Origin of the sequence: Methylobacterium sp. BTF04 (genome assembly GCF_010692745.1) — a bacterium.
GTDB lineage: Bacteria > Pseudomonadota > Alphaproteobacteria > Rhizobiales > Beijerinckiaceae > Methylobacterium.
In genome coordinates this window covers 1-682 of record NZ_JAAHTB010000237.1, presented here as the reverse complement: position 1 = coordinate 682, position 682 = coordinate 1, and the positions used below count along the sequence as shown (strand labels likewise).

Below are 682 nucleotides of genomic sequence, written 5' to 3'. Positions count from 1 at the left end.
GCTCTGCCCGCCGGCTTCTTCGCGGCGCGTACCAACATCGAGTTCGGCGCCAAGTATAAGGGCCACCTCATCGTGGCCGGTAAGTTGACCGCTCGGCGATCATGATCGCGGCCGCCGCGGCCGCGAAGAGGCATCAGGTCCGCTACGGCTCCACCTGGCGCGAGGCGATGTCCGTGTCCCTCAGCGCAGCCTGGACTGTCGCCAGGATGGTGATGCGCGCCGCCTCCGCCTTCTCCTAACCCCGGCATCCCTGCTGGCGGGTAGCCGGCCCTCCCCCCTCTCGAACCGACCACCCCGAACCCCTTGGAGCCCGACCGATGACTCACGCCCGTACCCTGACCCTCGCCGCTACCGCCGATCCGATCCACGCTGCGATCGCTCGCCACCGCTCTGCCTACGACGCCTTCCAGATTGCCCCAGAGGGCGCAGCGTCCATGGTCGCCAACGACGACTACGACGCCGCCACCGACGCCCTTGGTCATGACACCCTGCGCCTCCCGCTTCGGCGCTCTCGCCCTGCTGGCGCACCTGGGCTGGTGGCTCGCCGAAGAGGCCGAGTTCTCGGCTGGTCATCAGCCCGGCTACGGCATCGCAGCGGCCCGTGTCGCCGACCTAGCGCTGTTCCTCGGGACCGCCCTGCCGCCGATCCGCCTGTTGCCGGGCGGGGCTCGCTATGGCCAAT

General features: G+C 69.8%; 1 protein-coding gene and 1 pseudogene. Both read left to right on the top strand.

Annotated features, from left to right (window positions below; all coding sequences use genetic code 11):
- Positions 1–101 precede the first annotated feature (101 nt).
- Positions 102–239, top strand: coding sequence for a hypothetical protein (locus tag G3T14_RS24520; RefSeq protein ID WP_163645053.1), 138 nt, complete (start codon positions 102–104; stop codon positions 237–239).
- A gap of 241 nt (positions 240–480) precedes the next feature.
- Positions 481–682, top strand: a pseudogene (locus tag G3T14_RS24515) (hypothetical protein); the annotation flags it as partial.

What these genes read in the sequence shown, in the direction of transcription:
- G3T14_RS24520 (WP_163645053.1), top strand. Translation starts at nt 102, where the DNA reads ATGATCGCGGCCGCCGCGGCCGCGAAGAGGCATCAGGTCCGCTACGGC.